The sequence below is a fragment of the Aquimarina algiphila genome, assembly GCF_007489275.1.
GTDB lineage: Bacteria > Bacteroidota > Bacteroidia > Flavobacteriales > Flavobacteriaceae > Aquimarina > Aquimarina algiphila.
In genome coordinates this window covers 25192-41715 of record NZ_VLNR01000038.1, presented here as the reverse complement: position 1 = coordinate 41715, position 16524 = coordinate 25192, and the positions used below count along the sequence as shown (strand labels likewise).

17 protein-coding genes are annotated in these 16524 nt (G+C 32.4%); 7 read left to right on the top strand and 10 right to left on the bottom strand.

Going from position 1 to position 16524, the window contains the following annotated elements; translation table 11 throughout:
* The first annotated feature begins 202 nt into the window (after positions 1-202).
* Entirely contained in the window at positions 203-1420 is a 1218-nt protein-coding gene (locus FOF46_RS17390) for a S8 family serine peptidase (RefSeq protein WP_143917338.1), read from the top strand.
* Positions 1421-1645: 225 nt separating this feature from the next.
* Here the strand turns inward: FOF46_RS17390 and FOF46_RS17385 are convergent, their stop codons facing one another.
* The 4 genes from FOF46_RS17385 to FOF46_RS17370 form a co-directional block, all read right to left on the bottom strand.
* Complete coding sequence (locus tag FOF46_RS17385) at positions 1646-2299, bottom strand: HD domain-containing protein (RefSeq protein ID WP_143917337.1); 654 nt, start codon at positions 2297-2299, stop codon at positions 1646-1648.
* An 11-nt stretch (positions 2300-2310) separates the two neighbouring features.
* A complete protein-coding gene (locus FOF46_RS17380; protein ID WP_109437904.1) occupies positions 2311-3312 on the bottom strand; it encodes an acyl-ACP desaturase in 1002 nt (333 codons plus the stop codon).
* A gap of 12 nt (positions 3313-3324) precedes the next feature.
* The gene (locus FOF46_RS17375) at positions 3325-4065 is read right to left on the bottom strand and encodes a lysophospholipid acyltransferase family protein (protein WP_143917336.1); all 741 of its coding nucleotides are present in this window, start codon (positions 4063-4065) and stop codon (positions 3325-3327) included.
* 153 nt (positions 4066-4218) lie between these two features.
* A complete protein-coding gene (locus FOF46_RS17370) occupies positions 4219-4629 on the bottom strand; it encodes a BrxA/BrxB family bacilliredoxin (RefSeq protein ID WP_109437902.1) in 411 nt (136 codons plus the stop codon).
* A 223-nt stretch (positions 4630-4852) separates the two neighbouring features.
* On the opposite strand from FOF46_RS17370, the gene FOF46_RS17365 reads away from it, so the two are divergent.
* From FOF46_RS17365 to FOF46_RS17350, 4 genes are all read left to right on the top strand, one after another.
* Positions 4853-5587, top strand: a complete 735-nt coding sequence (locus FOF46_RS17365) for a TerB family tellurite resistance protein (RefSeq protein WP_109437901.1) — start codon at positions 4853-4855, stop codon at positions 5585-5587.
* Positions 5588-5776: 189 nt separating this feature from the next.
* Positions 5777-6253, top strand: coding sequence for a nuclear transport factor 2 family protein (locus tag FOF46_RS17360; protein ID WP_143917335.1), 477 nt, complete (start codon positions 5777-5779; stop codon positions 6251-6253).
* A 321-nt stretch (positions 6254-6574) separates the two neighbouring features.
* Positions 6575-7396: a sensor histidine kinase gene (locus tag FOF46_RS17355; protein ID WP_167571871.1), complete on the top strand. Its 822-nt coding sequence runs from the start codon at positions 6575-6577 to the stop codon at positions 7394-7396.
* A complete protein-coding gene (locus FOF46_RS17350; protein ID WP_143917333.1) occupies positions 7397-8167 on the top strand; it encodes a LytR/AlgR family response regulator transcription factor in 771 nt (256 codons plus the stop codon). It abuts the gene before it with no gap.
* Positions 8168-8250: 83 nt separating this feature from the next.
* Here the strand turns inward: FOF46_RS17350 and FOF46_RS17345 are convergent, their stop codons facing one another.
* Genes FOF46_RS17345 through crtD form a run of 3 tightly spaced genes read right to left on the bottom strand, consistent with a single transcriptional unit; the run spans position 8251 to position 11511 of the window.
* Entirely contained in the window at positions 8251-9390 is a 1140-nt protein-coding gene (locus FOF46_RS17345; RefSeq protein ID WP_143917332.1) for a lycopene cyclase family protein, read from the bottom strand.
* Positions 9391-10020 (bottom strand): carotenoid biosynthesis protein, encoded by a 630-nt coding sequence (locus FOF46_RS17340; RefSeq protein WP_109437896.1) that lies wholly within the window; start codon positions 10018-10020, stop codon positions 9391-9393.
* Positions 10021-10026: 6 nt separating this feature from the next.
* Entirely contained in the window at positions 10027-11511 is a 1485-nt protein-coding gene (crtD, locus tag FOF46_RS17335; RefSeq protein ID WP_338120333.1) for a 1-hydroxycarotenoid 3,4-desaturase CrtD, read from the bottom strand.
* A gap of 95 nt (positions 11512-11606) precedes the next feature.
* Between crtD and FOF46_RS17330 the strand changes: the two genes are divergently transcribed.
* Positions 11607-12023 carry a hypothetical protein gene (locus FOF46_RS17330; protein WP_109437894.1) on the top strand — a complete coding sequence of 139 codons (417 nt, stop codon included), beginning with the start codon at positions 11607-11609 and terminating at the stop codon, positions 12021-12023.
* A 131-nt stretch (positions 12024-12154) separates the two neighbouring features.
* Positions 12155-13081, top strand: a complete 927-nt coding sequence (locus tag FOF46_RS17325) for a DMT family transporter (protein ID WP_143917331.1) — start codon at positions 12155-12157, stop codon at positions 13079-13081.
* Positions 13082-13271: 190 nt separating this feature from the next.
* Here the strand turns inward: FOF46_RS17325 and feoB are convergent, their stop codons facing one another.
* The 3 genes from feoB to FOF46_RS17310 all read right to left on the bottom strand — a co-directional run bounded on the left by feoB (position 13272) and on the right by FOF46_RS17310 (position 16391).
* Positions 13272-15368, bottom strand: a complete 2097-nt coding sequence (feoB, locus tag FOF46_RS17320) for a ferrous iron transport protein B (RefSeq protein ID WP_143917330.1) — start codon at positions 15366-15368, stop codon at positions 13272-13274.
* A 15-nt stretch (positions 15369-15383) separates the two neighbouring features.
* Complete coding sequence (locus FOF46_RS17315; RefSeq protein ID WP_143917329.1) at positions 15384-15611, bottom strand: FeoA family protein; 228 nt, start codon at positions 15609-15611, stop codon at positions 15384-15386.
* Between the two features lie 108 nt (positions 15612-15719).
* Positions 15720-16391 carry an SCO family protein gene (locus tag FOF46_RS17310; RefSeq protein ID WP_109437891.1) on the bottom strand — a complete coding sequence of 224 codons (672 nt, stop codon included), beginning with the start codon at positions 16389-16391 and terminating at the stop codon, positions 15720-15722.
* Between the last annotated feature and the right edge of the window lie 133 nt (positions 16392-16524).

Here is a 16524-nt window from a genome sequence, read left to right as displayed (position 1 = left end):
CAACAATGTTGCATTATTGAAAATTAAGATATACTTTGACTTATCTATAAGCAAATAACTCCCTAGAAACCAGCTGTTTGTTACGTTTTTACCGTATTTTTTTGTAAGAATTAATCTCTACTTTTGAACGACAAATTTTAATGAGAGCTCAACATTTTAATTTAAAACTAAAATTAAACTTTAACACAAAATTTGAAAAATAATGAAAACTCAACTAAAAATTTTAAGTGCTATAACGGTCTTTTCTTTTCTCTTTTATAGTTGTGAAAAAGATGAAAATGAGATTACTGAGATAGAAACAGGAATAGAAACTACTGACAATATAGGAGCAGATCAAGCAATACCTGGAGAGTATATTATAATTTACAAAGAGGATGAGTCTCTATTAGGTAAAAGTGCTGGTATGAAAGCTAAATCCATGCAAACGCTATCAAAATATGCGATAGCAGAGGATAATATAAAGCAAACTTATACTAATGCTATTCAAGGGTTTGCTGTTAAAAATCTATCTCAAAAACAAGCAGACATGCTTAAAAATGATCCTGAAGTAGCTTATATAGAACCTAATTATATTCATAAGTTGGATGTAGATATGGGAAAACCTGTAAGCACGCTCCCTGCGACAGTACAAGGTAAAAATGCTACTAAGGATTCTCAACTTCCAAATGGAGATTTTTTACCCTGGGGTATAGAAAGAGTAGGAAGAGCTAACGGTAGTGGTAGAACCTGCTGGATTATCGATAGTGGTATAGCACCACATAGTGATCTAACTATTGATACTGGCAGAAGCAGAAGTTTTGTAGGTGGGTCATGGCAAGATCAAAATGGACATGGAACTCACGTAGCAGGAACAGTTGCTGCAAAAAATAATGGCTCTGGAGTTGTAGGTGTGGCTTTTGGGGCTACTGTAATTTCTGTTAGAGTACTAAATGCTGCAGGAAGTGGTGGTACCGCTGGTATTCTTGCTGGGGTAGACTATGTAGCAAATAATGCAAGAAATGGAGATACCTGGAACTATAGTGTAGGATTCCGTAATAGAGCTACTTCTCAGGCCATTGATAATGCCTTTAGAAATCTTGAAGCAAGAGCGATTGGAGCTATGGCAGCAGGAAATAGCAATGATGACACCCAATTTTACTCACCACAAAGATTACGTACGGGTAACTCTTGGTGTGTTGGTAACATGACTCGTTCAGGTGCAGCCGCAGGTACTTCAAACTTTGGAAGAAGTGTAGATCGTTGGGCTCCAGGTACCGCAGTATGGTCTACTTGGTTAAACGGTCAATTTAATAGAATCTCTGGTACATCTATGGCATCACCACATGTAGCAGGTATACTATTACTAAGAGGTAACAGTACAGGAACAAATGGATCTGTAAGCAAAGGAGGATCAACTGCTCCTATTGCTACCCTTAATTAAAAATAGATAATTAAATATTTTGAATTTGTTAGAGGTTGGGTTGCACCCAGCCTCTTTTTTTCTATTCTATGTAAACATACTCTAGTTCATATACAATATTCTTGTGCTTTCACCTCGTTAAAAGAAATATCGATTCTTATAAAAGTTTATGATGTACAATAATATTCTTCTGATAGATCAATTACTTCATAATCAGAGTAATATAGTATTTTATACCGTTAGGGTTTAGACTTGCCCCTCCCATTCTTTATAAAACTGTTCTAAAAACCCTTCCATATATTGATGACGTTCATTAGCCAGTTTTTTACCGGCTTCAGTATTCATTCTATCCTTAAGCAGGAATAGTTTTTCATAAAAATGATTAATTGTTGGAGAGGTTGAAGACTTGTATTCTTCTTTCGTCATATTAAGGTTGGGAGAAATATCAGGGTCATATAGAACTCTGTTTTTAAACCCGCCATAATTAAAACATCTTGCAATTCCGATAGCACCTATGGCATCTAATCGATCCGCATCTTGAATAACATCCAGTTCTGGGGATTTAAATTTTTGATCTATGTTACCTCCTTTAAAGGAAATGTTTTCTATAATTTTGATTACATGAGTAACAACACTTTCTTCAACGCTGAGGCTTTCTAAAAAATCTGATGCGACTTTAGGCCCAACAGTTTCATCACCATCATGAAATTTTGAATCTGCAATATCGTGAAGCAATGCACCTAAGGATACCACAAAAAGATCTACATTTTCATCCTTAGCAATTAGCTTTGCATTATTATACACTCTTTGGATATGAAACCAGTCATGTCCTCCCTCTGCTCCAGCAAGTTTTTCTTTTACAAAATCAATAGTTTTAGATACAATCTTATCTTCAATCATACCTATATCTACTATTTTACTATTGCAGGTTGTACCCACTTAAATTCAAAAATCTCATCAGGGATTACCAGTCGCTCACTAATTCGTTGCATTCTGGCGGGTAGTTTCATCACAAAATCCCGTGCTTTCTCGGCTTCATCGGTTAAATCTACCAGTTTATCAATTTCCCATTTATCAATTAAGCGTTGCATGATATCGATATAATCTTGAGAAGTATATACTCCTAAACGTTGAGCAGCATTTGAGAATTCTTCAAAGGCAGTACCTATAGCGTCTCCAGATTCTCTAAGAAAATGTGCAGGCATTACAATTTTATGTTTCATCATATGGCTAAAAGCAATCATCATCTGACTAGGGTCAACTTCAAAAATATTTTTTACAAACTCACTATATGCGTTATAATGACGCATCTCATCACCCGCGATAATTTTACACATTTTAGCTAGTGATTTATTTGAGTACTCCCTTGCCATTTTTGCCACCCGACTATGAGAAATATTGGTGGCTAACTCCTGAAAACTAGTGTATACAAAATTCTTATACGGATCTCTATCTGTACCAATATCAAATCCGTCATTAATTAAATGTTGAGTTGTTCTTTCTACCTCAATCATGTTTACTCTACCTGATAGGTATAAGTATTTATTCAGTGTATCTCCGTGGCGATTTTCTTCACTTGTCCAGTAACGTACCCAACGAGACCAGCCATTTCCTTTACCATCTTCATGCTGATTAATCCCTTCTACATCCATTAACCATGATTCATATGTAGGTAAAGCCTCTTCTGTAATCGTATCCCCTACAAGAACAACCCAAAAATCATAAGGAAGTTCTTTTGCCAACTCTCTTAATTCTTTTACTTCATCAAAAAACGTATCTTCATTCTGAGAATCGGGTAAGAAATCTGTTGGCTGCCACACCTTATCTATCGGAATCAAAAATTTATCTATAAAAGATTCTATTTTCTTCTCTAATAGTTGCATTACTTCTAGTCTAATATTATCTAAAGCCATTATAGTTGTATGTTACGTTCTAATTGCTAAAGTAACCCTTTCTTCAATTCTTTCGAGTAATATTTCGGGTTCTTTATCGATTGAAAGAGGTTCTTGCACCTCCAATGTCAAATGTACTCCAACGCCCATTGGAAAATTACCAAATCGAACTAGTTTCCAACTATTATTTATAGTTACAGGTACGACTAAAGCATTGGGTGCATTCTTAAACAAAATTTTTAATCCTGTAGGAGCAAATTCTTTTGGTTTTCCATCTCTACTTCTTGTGCCTTCAGGAAAAATTACTGCAGAAAATGTATGCTCAGCGATAAATCTTCCAAATTTAGATAAGGCCGGAATAGATTGTTTAGGATTTTTTCTATCGATTAAAACATGCCCTCCATGCCTTAGGTTAAACGATATACTCGGAATTCCTTTCCCTAATTCAATCTTGGAAATAAACTTTGGTCTGTGCTTTCTTAAATACCAAGATATCAGAGGAACATCAAACATACTTTGATGATTAGAAACAATGATCAAAGATTGATCCTTTGGCAATTTATGAATATTCTTAAAACTGATTCTTACTCCCAAAAAGTGTAGACATCGTAATAAACATAGATTCATGATATTTACTACCCCTCTGTGTCCCGATCTACCGCCCAGTTTTTTCCCAAGCCACTGTAATGGTTGAAAAACTACTAATGTTAATCCAAAAGATAAATAGAAAATTATAGAAAGCGGATAACTAAGTATCCTTTTTACTGCCTCCATCCCTTCTGTTCAATTATTAAAATTTTGACTTGTGTAATTGTCTCGCAAGGTCTTACATTATTTCAAGTAAACCAATAGTTTTACTAAAATAAAAACCGCCTGTAACAACAAACGGTTTAGAACTCTTTTTTTAGCATATACGCTACTTACATTTTAGCAATGTTCGTTATATGCATCTTTAAGATTTTCTGCGATCATTTCTGCAGGTCGCCCTTCTATATGGTGACGCTCTAGCATATGAACTAACTCCCCGTTTCTAAATAAGGCCATAGAAGGAGATGATGGAGGAAACGGGATCATAAATCCACGTGCCTTATCCGTTGCTTCTCTGTCTACTCCTGCAAAAACGGTTACCAAATTGTCTGGTTTTTTATTATTATCTAAAGAAGCCTTTGCTCCCGGGCGTGCATTTGCCGCAGCGCAACCGCATACCGAATTAACAACTACCAACGTAGTTCCTTCTTTTGCTATTGCTGCTTCTACTGCTTCTCCTGTATGTAATTCTTCAAAACCAATATTGGTAAGATCTTCACGCATTGGTTTTACTAACTCTGGTGGATACATATTTCTGTTTTTTTTCGTACTACAATTTTATACAAAGGTACAAATTATGTACCATATAAAAGTAACTGACAAGTAGTCGTAGAAATATATCATCTCACAACATAATTCTATTTTATTTACAACGATCCCGTAACAAATATTGTATCTTATTGTCTAATATACTATAGAACAAAATATATTAAAAAATAATTTCAGTTATCTTTACAACCCAAAAAAAATTTGAATGATTAAATGGTTTGCTGCTATATTAGGAGCCGTGTTTTTTAGATTTCCGGGAGCAATTCTTGGTTTTATCCTAGGAAGCCTCTTGGATACTACCTCTGGTAAAAATGGCAGAGGGTTCAAAACTGTATTTTCGCAACAGCAAAAAATTACTCCTGCAGATTTTGAACTTAATTTATTATCCCTTTCTTCAATTGTTATTAAAGCAGATGGCAAAGTAAATCAAACCGAGCTAGATTATGTTCGTCGATACTTTGTAAGTGCTTATGGAAAAGAACATGCAAATGCTACTTTTAGATCGTTTAATGAAATCATTAAAAGCAGGCAAATCTCTGCACAACGTATTTGCATGTATATTAATCAACACACCCGATACCCCTCTAGGCTACAAATTCTTCATTTTTTGTTCGGAATTGCAAATGCAGATGGTATAGTAAGTGATTCTGAAGCTAGTGAAATTGGCAAAATTGCAGGCTTTCTAAGAATCAATTTTAAAGATTTTGAAAGTATTAAAGCCATGTTTTTTAAAACTGGAGATCATGCATATAAGATTCTCGAAATTGAAAAATCGGCAACAGATGCCGAAGTAAAAAAAGCATTTAGAACAATGGCCAAAAAATATCATCCAGATAAAATACAGCATATGGATGAAATACACATCAAAGGTGCCGAAGATAAATTTAGAGAGGTACAAAAAGCCTATGACCAAATCAAAAAAGAACGAGGGATTGTTTAATTTCTTTGGTTTATACTCTGCATAGACATGAGTTTATCTTAAAATTCGTAGTATTCACAACATTTTTTCTACCATTCGCAAAATACACTATTAAAATTAGAGAGTATTGCTGTTCATTTAAGCATTATTTAATCAAAAAGAGATAGAATTACAATCAGTTCTAGACTCCTTTTTAAAAACCTTCATTCTATGAAAAAATTAATGCTATTGTTTATTTTAATCGGAAGTTTTAACAAAGGATTTTCAGTTTCCATTCCTTTTAAAACATCTGAAATTAAGAATTTGTCCATCCCTATTTCTGATGATCCTATCGGCGATATCAAGAACGTAGTTCAGGAACATCTAGATGGTTCTGCGACAAGAGATATTTCAAAAATGAGTTCAGTATTACATGATGATTTTAGAATTGTTGTAAATGATGCTAAAAAAGGAGTCACTGTATTAGATAGAGCAACCATGCTTAACTTCTATAAGCAGAAAAAATTTGGAGGAGAAGTAAAATTAATAGAGTTTATATCTATAGATGTGCAGGGTAACTTAAGCGCTATAGTCAAAGTAAAGGAGACCGGTAAAAAAGCCATATTCAATCTATACTTTTCTTTAATTAACACAAATGGAAACTGGAAAATCATTAATGAACTCGCTTATTTAGATTATTTAAAATAAATTAGAGAACATAAAGTGATCTTTTGAGATTTTTCTTTCAAAAGATGTGGTATCAAACTAATGAAAAGAAGATTCTATTTAAGTAAAGGAGAGATTATTCTATGCCTAATCGCAATGGCAATAATCTCTTCTATTATGCTTTATATTAAATCCGATTTAAATGGACAATCAATATCATTTTTTTGGATTCTATGTATAAAGACTACTACCTGGCTTTTTTGGGGGTGTTGGATTCCTTTTATTTTTTACCTCTCTCATAAAGTCCCAATTCATAAACACAATTATTATCTAGGGGTTTTATTACACTTACCAATCAGCATCATGATTGTTTGTTTCCATCTATTATTGTATGTGATAATCATCAAATTAAGTCCCATACCTGGTTTTCAGGGACAACCAATCGCTACTTTATTCATTGGTCTTTTGTTCTCTCAGTTTGAATGGTATTTTCTGACATATTGGGCATTAATGCTTGGGAGTTATGCCGTCGAATATTATCAAAAATTTAGAGAAAGTAATTTAAAGGCAGCTCAATTAGATTCCCGTCTTACAAAATCCCGACTAATGGCTCTTAAAATGCAGTTACATCCACATTTTCTTTTTAATACATTACATACAATTTCTTCTCTAGTAAGACAAGACGAAAAGAAAAAATCCATTTCGATGTTATCAGAAATGGGTGATTTATTAAGGATCGTATTAAGTCAAAATGAAGAACAATTCATAAAACTAACATCAGAACTTGAGTTCATCAAAAAGTATATCGCTTTAGAAGAGAAGAGATTTAAAAATAAAATGAACGTTCAAATAGAGGTTGGTGATGATTTATCTGAGACATTAATACCCTCTTTTTTATTACAACCTTTAATTGAAAATAGTATCTATCACGGATTATCAAAAAAGGTAGATGCGAGTATACTGAGTATTGATATTAAAAAAAAGGGAGATCAATTATGCATAGAAATGTATAATGATGGTCCCCCATTATCAGAAAACTTTAATGTCTTCAAAGTAGAAGGAATTGGATTAGCAAACACCATAGAACGGCTCAGTCAACTATATCAAGATCAGTACATTATTAAGTTTTTGAATATTAAAAATGGAGTGTTAGTCAAATTAAACATTCCATATCAAATCAAATAAATGCAAATAAAAGTAATCGCCATAGATGATGAACCCGAAGCTCTGGAAAATTTAAAGATTTTGCTTGATGAGCAAGATGATTATATATTAATTGATTCTTGCACTAATGGAAAAACAGCCATTGAGGCTATTATAGAACAAAAACCCGATTTGGTTTTTCTCGATATTCAAATGCCCGAGATATCCGGTTTTGATGTAATAAGCGCAGTACGCCCATACTTTGCCCCTGTTTATGTATTTATTACTGCCTATGATCAATACGCAATACATGCATTTGAAGTAAACGCTATTGACTATCTACTAAAACCTTTTGATGACGAACGTTTTTATGCAGCTCTTCATAAAGCAAAAAAACAGATTGAGCTCAAAACAAACGAAGACCTCAACTTCAAATTAGATGCATTACTTCAAAAAACGAATGCCAATAAAAAAGCAATGTATATCAAACGTATTCCTGTTAAGTTGGCTAATCGAGTTTATTTTTTAGAAATCGATAAAGTGATTTATTTAAAAGCAGAGAATCAATATATTAATGTATTTCTAAACAACGGCACTCAGCATTTGATCAGAGATACTCTTAATCGTCTTGAAAGTGAACTCAACCCAGAAATATTCTTTAGATGTCATCGTTCAAACATAGTCAACATTAATGAAATTAAGCAAATTGAACCTTTTTTTAGTGGGGATTATATAATGACGTTAAAAAATGGAGACAAATTGAAGTTATCAAAATCAAGAAAAGAAGGGCTAAAAAAATTAATGAATTGGTAATATATTAAAAATACGGCTTCAAAAGATTTTATACATTTTGAATACTAAAACTGAAAAGTTTACAGAATCAGAAGAAATCTGATTTAAAAAACTCTACCCCATACCATTTTCAAAAATTTTCCTGCCGGAAGACTTGTCGTAATTTTAATATCTTCTAACAATGAAGTCTCTTCATCCAAAAACTTTAAAATCTTGATTACTTTATTCTTTTCAAATAATCTTGAAAACAAGGAAGCACCTATATGATTTTGTTGAAATAATAGATCGATAAACAATAAATCATAGTACCAAAACTTAGTTTTCCTACCAAATTTTGATAATTCTGTATTGTTTTTAAGGAATTTAGTAAGCTCGCGAACCTTTTTTGATGTCAAATTAAATGTATATCCTGTACTAGGTTTTGTCCACCCACCGGCAGTACCTATATGTATAATATTTTTAGAATTATGTTTTTCAAATTTATAACATGTCATCGGGATACATCCTTTTTCTTTTTCGGTGATTTCATATGAAATGATCCCTTTTTCTTCTAAGTACTTTATAATTTCATCTTCATATTCTTGTTCTTCCAAAAGATCTTCTGAAAACAAAGTATATTCAAACAATGCTTCAGTTTTAGAAATGGGTAATACATACATAAACCGAGTATTCTCTTTCTGAGCTACCGTAAAATCCATAAAAGTAGCAGTAGTACAATCAAATACAGGTTCTGAAGTTTTGACAAACCATCCCACAAAATGCTGGTTTAAAACTGGGTATTTTTTCTGACTCTCATATTCTCGCGATAGTAGTATACTATTAAAAACTTTATCTCCAAGGTAGATACTTTGATTTGTTTCAACTTTTACAATACTTCCTTCATCGGTTAAAGAAGTAATTTTTTCCTGAGTAATCGTGATATTTGGTTTTTGTTCTAAAGTTTCTAAAACAAAACTGTAAAAATCTTTACTTCTGATCAATTTATATTGATAAGGAGAAATATTTGTTTCAGACGAAAACGTTTCACTTCCGAAGTAAATTTTATCCCACTTTTTACTTATGATGGTATCCCAAATCCCTTCACCTTGTTCCCAAAAACACCAGGTACGATCATTCTTATTCTTTATTTCTTTATCAATAAGTAGAATCTCCTTCTCATCAAAAAAAGGATCTAAAACCATATGATATGCCAGCATCAACCCTGAAGCACCTGAACCTGCAATGATGTAATCGTATTTTTGCATCTAAACAAATAAAAAGATGGTAAAAAAGACCAATATAGCGATAAAAATATGTAGTGAAATTTTGAAATGAAAAGCTTTTATAATTTTTTGTAAAAAAACATGTGCGACAAATCCTGTAAACAGCCAGCCAATATAATTTTGTAGCGGAATTACCCCACCTTCAAATTCCCAAAAATCAAATCGAGGGGCAGACATTTCGATACAAGTATCTAAGCCAACCATTAAAACAGCTCCAATTGCAGAAGTAATGAATAGGTTATCATGCACCTTTTGAGCTATAGCAGCAGAACTATAGGTTAAAATCACCCAATTTACACCAATGATTAAAGGCACTCCACAAATCTTATAGCCCAAGTTTTTTCCATACTCATAGTTTCCAAAGATTAAATCATAATTCACACCTAGATACTCTGTAATCATTCCAATACCAAAAGGAATCATTAATGCTAAAATCAAAGTGCGATTGAAATTAGTATCCCAAAGGATCAAAAACAAATAAATTAAAAGGTGTAATGGCGTCAAAGGTAAAAACCAATCTTCATAACCTATTAGAATGCCTATAATTCCCGAAATATTAAATATCCAAATAATGGTTATTATGAAAAATTGTCTTTTTTTATCCGAATTCATTTGTGTTTATAATCTATTATCGTTTTGAATCAACTCTGAAACTATTTTTCCTGATAGTAAACATAACGGAATGCCTCCGCCAGGGTGTACACTTCCTCCACAGAAATATAGATTTCTAATACTTCGAGAAAAATTAGGATGTCTTAAAAAAGCTGCATACTTATTATTACTAGATGATCCATATAATGAACCTTGGTATGATTGCGTTTTACTTTCTATTGTTCTTGGGTCCAGAATTTCTTCAAATTCTATTAAATTTTTTATATCAACTCCCAGAATACGAGATATTTTTTTTGTTATATTTTCTCTTGATTTTGCAATAATATTATCCCAATCTTGCCCTTCATTACCTGGTACATTAATCATTACAAACCAGTTTTCGCAGCCTTGAGGAGCATCTTGACATTCGTTTTTGGAACTGATATTTATATATATTGTTGGGTCATCTGTAACTTGCTTTTTATCGAATATAAATTCGAATTCTTTTTTATAATCATTAGAAAAAAATATATTGTGTAAATCGAGTTCTGAACAAATCCTACGGATACCCCAGTAAAAAATTAATGCAGAGCTGGATCTTTGTTGTTTCAAAATTTTTCCTGGAGGTTTTTGATTAGGAAGAAGTTTACTATATGTTGATACAATATCCATATTAGAAATCACAACATCTGCCTTAATTTCTTTATCATTTACAAGAACACCTTCTACGTTATTATTCTTAACAATAATTTGCTCAACCTTTTCTCCAAAATGGAAACGCACTCCTAGATCTAATGCTAATCTATATAAACTTCTTGCAATACTGTACATCCCCCCTTTAGGAAAAAAAGTGCCATAATGTTGTTCTAAATGCGGAATCATCGACATAATTCCTGGAGTTCGATAAGGAGAAGATCCATTATAGGTAGCAAATCGATCAAAAAGTTGAATTAACTTGGGATCTTTAAACCTTTTTGTATTCACCTTATGCAATGAAGTATTAATCTCTAATGTGCTAATTCCTGCTATCGCTTTTAATGTATCTATGGATAGATAAGTTGATAATTTATGTAATGATTTTTCTAAAAACAGAGAAGTAGTCAGGTCATATTTCTTCTTGCTCTTTTCAAAATAATTAATAATATCAATAGCGTCAACATCAAAAGTCATTGCAGCTTTTTCAGCAAATTTTTCTTTATCGGCAAACGCTGTAAAACGAGTATTATCTTCATAAAAGTAATTACAAATAATTTCTTTCCTTTCGTACTCAAAATAATCTGATCTCTGTTTTTTAGAAACTGTAAAAAGCTCCTCTATCATTTGTGGCATAGTAAACAAAGATGGACCACAATCAAAACGATAACCATTTTCACTAATTTCAGTTAATTTACCTCCAGGGGTTTTGTTGATTTCAAAAACCTGAACATCAAAACCTTGATTTTTTAGACGTACTGCGGTTGCCAAACCAGCAATGCCAGAACCAATAATGAGAGCACTTTTTTTATTCATCATATGCCATAAATGGATATTCAAAATTGAACAATCTGCTGATATTTCATTGGATTTTAAAGCGTTTTTTGTATATATTTAACTTCTGTTATATCACAATGAAACCACTACTAACTCTTCTTTTATTCATTACTCCTCTTGTTTTGATTACAGCACAAGATTTAGCTCAATCCAATACACCTAAAATCATCACAAAACTTAATGTTGGAAATAGCATCAGTTTTAGTTCTAAAAGTATCAAGTTTATCAAAGTAATAGAGGATTCCCGATGTCCTACTGATATTAATTGTATCTGGCCTGGAGAAGTAAAAATAAGTATTGCCCTTTATGAAAAAGATGTTTTGTTAGAAGAACAGGAACTTATTTTTGGTCCTCAAAATATAAATCCAGATCATATTGTAGAAATACTAAACATTGAACAGAAAAGAATATATGGGTATAATATCAGTCCTTACCCTTCAGCAAATGATGCTATTAACCCTTCTGATTATCAATTAGAATTACTTATTAACTAAAGCATTACTTTCTAAATAAATCAACATCAGGTATATTCATTTCTGTAACCAAATTAATTCACTTACTATTTTAAAGTACGTTTTCAAACTTTTTGAAATATAGTTTCATTAAGTTTCCTTTTCTTTGCCTGATGATTTCCAATAAAACCAAAGCACACATAGCTTTATTGAGTGTAAATATGATTTATGGGGCAAACTATCTTATTGCCAAAGGGTTAATGCCAAATAAAATTGAAGCATCTGTATTGGTTTTTCTAAGAATTAGTGGAGCTGGCATTCTATTTTTTGTTTTAAAGTATTTTGTAAAAGAAAAAGTAGAAAGAAAAGATATAGCCCGTCTGGCACTATGTGGTTTATTAGGTGTTGCTACTAATCAGTTCTTTTCTATGAATGGATTGAGCCTTACTTCTCCTGTAGACGCTGCAATTATCATTACTGCAATGCCAATTTTTACTGTGATTATTAGTTATTTTTTACTTAAAGAACCTTTGACACTACAACGCATTCTAGGTATATCCATTGGCGGAGCTGGAGCGGTTCTATTAATTTATTTAGGTAATTCTGGTCTTGGAACAGGTTCTTTATTAGGAAATATCTTTGTTAGCATTAATGCACTGGCTTTTGCATTTTATTTAGTCATTGTAAAACCTCTTATGTCAAAATATAAACCGATTACCGTAATTGTATGGACTTTTTTGTTTGGCTTTATATTTATGTTCCCTTTTTGTATCCAAAAATTAATCCATACAGATTTTCAATCTTTTGATGCCTCTAGCTGGATCTCATTGACTTATGTAGTGATTGGCCCTACTTTTTTTGCCTATTTACTCAATATGTTTGCCTTACAATTTGTAAAACCTACCGTTTCCAGTAGTTATATTTATGTTCAACCCGCGGTTGCTATGATTCTTGTAGCTGTCGTATCATATTTTGTAGTAAACAGTCAATACCAGGGAGATATAACACTTCCTAAACTTTTATGTTGTGTTTTGATTTTTGTTGGTGTGTATTTAATTAGTAGCGGACCTCTAAAATGGATAAAAAAACTAAAAGATTAATGGCAGCCACACCCAGAACTCCCACAAGAGTTTGATGATTTTTTCTTTACAGAAGACAATGAAGGTTTCCAAAAGAACTTTTTAATTAAAAATCCTATTGCTCCTGCAAAAACTAAAATCACCGCTACATTTTGGATAAGAATATTCATAATACCTATAAAGTCGTATAAAGATACTGAAACTTATTTTTTTATTTTAAAATTTGGTACACAATCAATGCAATGCTATATGCTAAAGCACTCATCAATATAAGTTGAGCCATTGGCCATTTCCAACTATTAGTCTCGCGTTTTACAATAGCTAACGTACTCATACATTGCATTGCAAACGCATAAAATAATAATAAAGAGATTCCACTAGCCAAATTAAACAAGGGCCTACCCGTTACAGGGTGAACCTCTGCTGCCATTCTATTTTTTATGGTTTCTTCTTCATCACTCCCTACACTATAAATGGTTGCCAATGTTCCTACAAATACTTCTCTTGCGGCAAATGAGCTAATAATCCCTATTCCTATTTTCCAATCATACCCCAATGGCGCTACCACGGGTTCAATTGCCTTACCAGCATATCCAATAAAAGAATATTCGAGCTTATGTGATGCTATTTTTTGATCTAGTTCTTCCTGAGAAACATCAGGATATTGTGCTGTCACAATTTCTTCGGCTTTACTAAAATTTTCATTGGGTCCAAAACTAGCCAATACCCATAAAATAATTGAAATTGCCAAAATGATTTTTCCAGCTCCAAAAACAAAAGCCTTAGTTTTTTCAATTACATTAATAGCAACGTTTTTAAACAAAGGCACTTTATAGCCAGGCATTTCGATAACAAAATAAGATTTACTTTTTATCTTAAGCAACTTATTGAGCAACCAGGCAGACCCAACGGCAGACCCAAAACCAATAAAATATAAAAGCATCAGGGTAAGACTTTGATAACTGAATATCCAACCTACCTTTTCATCTGGAATAACCAATGCTATAATAATTAAATATACCGGTAATCTTGCCGAACACGTTGTAAAAGGAACAACAAGAATAGTAATTAATCGCTCTTTCCAATTCTCTATATTTCTAGTTGCCATTACTGCAGGAATTGCACACGCTGTCCCAGAAACTAATGGCACTACACTTTTACCACTTAATCCAAAGCGACGCATTACTCTATCCATAAGAAAAACTACACGACTCATGTAGCCACTTTCTTCTAAAATTGAAATAAAAAGAAATAAAAATGCAATCTGAGGAATAAAAATAACAATCCCCCCTAATCCCGGAATGATACCTTCTGTAATAAGATCTACAAATGGACCTGATGGTAATGCTGACTTTGCAGCTTCGCTAAGCCACGCAAAAGCTTCATCGATTAAATCCATTGGATATGAAGACCAATCATATATCGCTTGAAAGATCAACATTAATATCGCAAAGAAAATAAAATATCCCCAGAATTTATGAGTAAGCACTCTATCGAGTCTAGCTCGCATTCCGGTAGCAGCTTTTTCATCTATTGTAAGCCCTTGTTTAAGGACATCATTAATAAACTGATATCTTTTAATGGTTTCTTTTTGCTGTAGTCTTTTGAGTTCACTTTCTGATTTGATTTTAAAATCAGGAGCAATATCCAAGTCTTGTTTATCAAATTTCCTAAAGTTTACATCCTGAGTAATAACTAACCAAAGTTTATACAAGGATTGATTAGGAAATGCTTTTTGTAATCTGTCAAAATACTCTGGAGCAAAAGATAGGGCATTTAAGCAGGATGTTTTGGGTAATGTAGAGTATGACTCTATAAGTTTTTTAAGCTCATCAATTCCTTGACTTTTTCTGGCACTTACTAAAGCTATTTTGGTATTTAGTTCTTTTTCTAATAGCGGAATATCTAATGAAATTCCTTTTCTACTCATTCGATCTGCCATATTAATCACCAAAATCGTAGGGATTTCAAGATCTTTAATTTGTGTAAACAGCAGTAAATTTCGTTTTAGATTTTCTACATCACTTACTACAACAGCAACATCTGGAAAATCTTTATCCTTTTTATTTAGAAGGAGTTCTATAACTACATTTTCATCCAGAGAAGACGCATTTAGACTATAGGTTCCTGGTAAATCTAAAATATGAGCTTTTACACCTCGAGATAGTTTACATATTCCTTCTTTTTTCTCTACAGTAATACCAGGGTAATTACCTACTTGCTGATTAAGGCCAGTAAGCAAATTAAAAACAGATGTTTTTCCGGTATTTGGATTTCCAATAAGTGAAACTTTAATTTGCTTAGCCATAAAAAAGAATTGCTACTAAATAATTTGAACTTCTATCTGGGCTGCAATTTCTTTACGGATCGCAAGATGACTACCATTTATATTAAGATACATTGGGCATTGAAAAGGAGCTGTCTGCAATAATTCGACCTCATTTCCTGGCAAGCATCCCATTTCTAATAATTTAAGTGGAATAACATCAGACATGATTTCTTTTATCAATGCACGTTGACCTCTTTTGAGAGTAGCAATTGTAGTCTTCAAATGTTTATTTAGATTAATTTTAAACAAGGCAAAAGTAATGTAAATAATCTTATCGAAAAAGCTAAATTTTTCAAAATACAATAATCCAAAAATATGAAGTGTATAATTTTACTTAGTTTCATTTTTCAGAACAGCTATATCTTCAATCAGCTTATCAATATCTTCTGGATTAGTCCCGTCATAAAATCCACGAATTCGTTTCTTTTTATCTACAAGAACGAAATTTTCTGTATGCACCATATCATAAGCTCCTCCATCGCCGTCTGATTTGGCTGCCAAATAGGATTTTCTAGCAAGATCATAGATCTGTTTTTTATCACCGGTAACCAAATTCCATTTTGCATCATTTACTCCTTTCTCTATAGCATATTTTTTTAATCTGGCTACACTATCAATCTGGGGTGTAACAGAATGAGAAAGCAGCAAAACCTCATTATCATCCTTTAATCGTTCTTGTATTTCTTTCATATGTCCTGTCATAATCGGACAAATGGTTTGGCAAGTTGTAAAGAAAAAATCTGCAACATAAATCTTATTCTCATAATTTTGTTGAGTGATCTCTTCTCCGTTTTGATTGGTAAGTTTAAAATCTGCAATTTTATGATACTTGCGAATATATTGCACTGTACTATCCACTAATTCTGCATTTACCATATCCGGTTCATACACAGGCAAAACCTTATTGGGCTTAAGAATAGAATAGATAATAGAAATTATAATAGCTGATAATACAAAAAGTACAACTGCAAAAAATTTGTATTTAGAGAAAAACTGAAGCATTGCGAATTATTATGCTGCAAAATTACAAGGATTCTACTTTATTAAAACATTGTTTTTCATTAAAAAAATACTAAATATACCTAACTGCATAGCAGATTTTTTTTATATACCCTTCTAAAAGGTTACTTTTGCG